Origin of the sequence: Xanthomonas sp. D-99 (assembly GCF_017746145.1) — a bacterium.
Classification (GTDB): Bacteria; Pseudomonadota; Gammaproteobacteria; order Xanthomonadales; family Xanthomonadaceae; genus Xanthomonas; species Xanthomonas cissicola.
This window is the reverse complement of the sequence record NZ_JAGHWU010000104.1, coordinates 1-3,915: the sequence shown is the minus strand read 5'-3', so window position 1 is coordinate 3,915 and position 3,915 is coordinate 1. Positions and strand designations below refer to the sequence as shown.

Genomic DNA, 3,915 nt, shown 5'->3' with positions numbered 1-3,915 from the left:
GTTGATCAGACCTTCCTTAGATATGAAAATTAGGCTCATTTTTGGGGCAGCATTACTTTCGCTATCAATCTCGACTGCTTCTGCAGAAGTAAGTATGCGATCTGATTATAGGAAGAGTGATGTGCAGCCGGTCAAAGTTGCAAAGGTGGGATCCAACTCGCTCCAAATCACCTATCGCATGCCGGCGGAAAGCCAATTTTATTCTCCCGGCGTTGATTTTTTAAGTGACCGCGGCGTCTTGCGCATTGCCATCCGCAGATGTGGCATTAGTGCTAGGTGCGACGCCGTGGCGAAAGCTATCATGCCACCAGCCGAGGCTAACGGGGTCAGGTTCACTTCCTACCCAAATTTCAAGCTACGGCCTCAGCTTTCGGGAGGGCTTCCTCGCTATCAGCACCAATGCCTTTCTGCGAGTCTTGCCAGGTGGCCAGACTTCCGCGTATTGACGTTCCCGGCGTCCCGCAGCATATCGTGCAGCGCGGGAACAACCGCTTGGCATGCTTTCTGGACGATGGCGATCGATTGCGCTATCTGCACCTGATGCATGAGGCCCTGCACGCCACAGACTGCCAGTTGCACGCTTACGTATTGATGGACAACCATGTGCACTTGCTAGTCACGCCACCTGCAGCGGGACGCATCGGGCAACTGATGCAACGGCTTGGGCGAAACTACGTCGCATTGTTCAATGGCCGCCACGGGCGCACTGGTACGCTATGGGAGGGGCGGTACAAAGCGTGTCTTGTGGGCAGTGCGGACTACGTCCTTCGCTGCTATCGCTACATTGAGCTCAATCCGGTGCGTGCTCGCCTGACCGACAACCCAGCGGCGTACCGCTGGTCCAGTTGCCCAGCCAACCTAGGCCAGCGCAAGCACTCCGCGCTGACACCACATCCCTGTTGGGTTGCGCTTAGCGGCGACCCGATCGAGCGATTCAACGCCTACCGTGCTCTGCTCGATGAAGCCCTCTCCGACGAACTGCTTACCAGCATTCGTCTTCATCTACAGCAGCAGCGAGCCCTGGGCCACGACGCCTTCCGCGCAATGGTCCAAGCCAAGACCCACCGCTTTGCCGGCGTCAGGCCCGCTCATCGGCCACGCAAGCCGAGCGCCGTCGACTGATAAGTTAACCTGACCCCGTTATTCGTGTGTCAATAGCAACTGACGCGGATGCTCGACGCGTTTTAGTGGCCTGCTGGCGCAGCATCGGCAGCTGAGGAATACTGACGGTCACAGCCGTTAGTTAGATGCGCGATCCGCGAGGGAAGCTAGATGAGTTCAATGGATGACGTAGCAGCGGAGCACAGCAACGACATCGATGGAGAAGCGATCAAGCTCACAGACCCGAGCTTTCCATCCCTTTCCGCAGCAATGGCCCATTACGCACAGATGACTGAGCAGAGCCGCGCAGGCCCAGTCGAGCGCTGGAGCTTGACGATTGCCCTGATCGGTGCGGGAGTCGGAATCTTGTCCGGCGTCCTGTTGGACGGCAAAACTGGCAGCTATTTAGCTGTTTTCGGACTTGTGACTGAGCTGACAGGCTTCCTGATTTCGGCAGCGCTCACCGTCAAGCGCGAATGGCCGGGGTTCCGCCACCCCTATGCAGACCACGCAGAACAGATGGAGCGGGAGTTCCACCAGTATCAATCCATCGTGGCAGCGCTTCGCAGGTTTCCGCTGGAACAGCGCCGTCGGCGCGAGGCATTCATGCGTGATCGTCGCACCAACATGCACGACCGCCTGGGTCTGTTCACCGGTGGCATAGAGAAGCTGGGCTTCATGCCTGTCCTGCTTGCCCTCTATCTGCAGCTGAAAGACTGGCGTTTTGGCGACTGGACGGTACTGAGCAAGATCACCCTCATCCAGGGCGTGCTGGCCTTCACGCTACTGTTTGCTTTTGCGATGTCATGGCATCTCATTCGCCTACGTATACGCGTGCAGTCGTATGAGCAATTATTGGCTGAGGCAAACCGTCAAGACAGCGCCCCCAACAAGTAGGTGACCGTCTAGCCCTGCAGCTAGATTATCGGCGCAGCAATGAGCTCAAACTGCCACGAAGACATCGCATATTTACAGGCTTTTTGTTAACACCCTAGTTTGGCTGCGCGAGTTTGGATTACCTGACTTCTAGCCTGCCGAGGTAGCGGGTGCTAACGTACCTCGTCAGATTTCATGCTGGGCATGAACATGGATATGAAAATTAGACTAATGTTTGCTGCGGGATTACTCGCACTATCAACCTTGACTGCTTGTGCAGGAGGAAAAATGCGCTCTGATTACAAGAAAAATGATGTTCAGCCGGTCAAGATCGAAAAGGTGGGAGACTCACTTCAGATCACATACCACATGCCTGCAGAGAGCCTGTTTTATTCTCCCGGCATTGATTTCGTAAATGAGGGTGGCGTATTACGTATTGCCATCCGCAGATGTGGCATCAATGAGAAGTGTGACGCCATGGCAAAGGCTGCCTTGCCACCCGCTGAGCCCTGGACACCGAAGGTCACCTTACCCTACGGGGGCGAAAAGGTCGTACTGGTCTACGCAGACACCGAAGAGACGTTGACTCCATAATTTCAGTCAAGGAGCGATGCAATGGGCACCGAACCGGCTAGTGAGCGCGTTGTGCTTGGAATACATAGCAATGGTGGACAAGGCGGCCTGACTGATGGACATGCATGGATTACGGTCAAGCGGGGCGATTCGCCCACGGAGTATTATGGATTGTGGCCCGACAACCATCCGATGGTGAAGGATAACGGGGCTGACACCGACATACGTTCGGGAATGGAAAAGGGACAGCGTTCTGATGCCGACCGCTACTACGAACTCTCACCAGCTCAAACCCAAGCCCTCAATCAGGCGCTTCGCGAGAACGTTACGTGGGAACTGAATAACAACTGTTCCTCATGGGCTAGCGAAACGGTGTCTCGCGTCACCGGAAGGCAGATTGATGCAGGCACGTGGTTACCCACCGTGGAAACGCCCAACGCGTTGATCGGCACTATTCGCGAGCTGGAGTCTCGATATCCAACGTCCCCATCCACGCCTGAAGTGAATGAGCCTGCGCGCGAAGGACGATCAAGCAACTCACTTGGGCAGAATGACTCATCACAAGAACGTAGCAACCCTCCGACCAATGCGATGACTGATCCAGGGCACGCTGGAAATCGTCTTTTCGCTGGACTACGGGAAGGGCTGCCTGGGCACATCTCCGATGAACGGGTCGCCTTCGCTGCTCAGCGTGCACACGAGGCTGGAATCACCGATATGTCAAAAGTGAGCCGCCTCATTGAACGCGACGGCGACGTGTTCGTCGCAGGAACGACTCCTGGATTCCGCGCATCGGTACTTGCGAGTGAGCAACCTCCCACTATCGAACATTCCAGTACAGCGCTGGCCCAACATGCTGCTGCGCAGCCTCCGATGGAACCCGATGCTCAAGCTGTTAGTCGCCGAATGGTTTAGCCAACTTCTTGGAGCAGCCCAATGCGTACTCGCCCGCCCGACGCCCCGGCGACGTATCGCTAGTCCGGTTGTCCAGCCAATCTTGACCAGCGCGGGCACTCCGCACTGACGCCATATCCCTGTTGGCTTGCGCTTGGTAACGACCTGAAAGGGCGATCCGACACTTACCGCGTCCTGCTCGATGAAGCCCTGTCCGACGAACTGCTCGCCAGCATCCGCCTTCATCTACAGTAGCATGGCGCCATGGCCCGCTATGCCTTCCGCGTGATGGTCGAGGCCAAGGCCTGCCGCGTTTCGGGCACTAGGCTCTCCGCTAGCTGCCCAAGCCGAGCGTCGTCAATTGGTGAGCGGCATGACCCGTTACTTCGAACCAGACCAAGGCACTCTCTATAGTCGGCCCGCCTCTCCGCAATGGAGCCTCTTAATCAACTAAGGAAGGTCTGATCAACT

4 protein-coding genes are annotated in these 3,915 nt (G+C 56.4%); all 4 read left to right on the top strand.

Annotated elements, in window-relative coordinates; translation table 11 throughout:
* Positions 1-423: 423 nt before the first annotated feature.
* The gene (locus J7360_RS20675) at positions 424-1,122 is read left to right on the top strand and encodes a transposase (RefSeq protein ID WP_209034703.1); all 699 of its coding nucleotides are present in this window, start codon (positions 424-426) and stop codon (positions 1,120-1,122) included.
* 150 nt (positions 1,123-1,272) lie between these two features.
* Positions 1,273-1,998 carry a hypothetical protein gene (locus tag J7360_RS20670; RefSeq protein ID WP_209034701.1) on the top strand — a complete coding sequence of 242 codons (726 nt, stop codon included), beginning with the start codon at positions 1,273-1,275 and terminating at the stop codon, positions 1,996-1,998.
* Positions 1,999-2,187: 189 nt separating this feature from the next.
* The gene (locus tag J7360_RS20665) at positions 2,188-2,571 is read left to right on the top strand and encodes a hypothetical protein (RefSeq protein ID WP_223842566.1); all 384 of its coding nucleotides are present in this window, start codon (positions 2,188-2,190) and stop codon (positions 2,569-2,571) included.
* Positions 2,572-2,592: 21 nt separating this feature from the next.
* A complete protein-coding gene (locus J7360_RS20660) occupies positions 2,593-3,465 on the top strand; it encodes a hypothetical protein (RefSeq protein WP_103093260.1) in 873 nt (290 codons plus the stop codon).
* Positions 3,466-3,915: the final 450 nt, after the last annotated feature.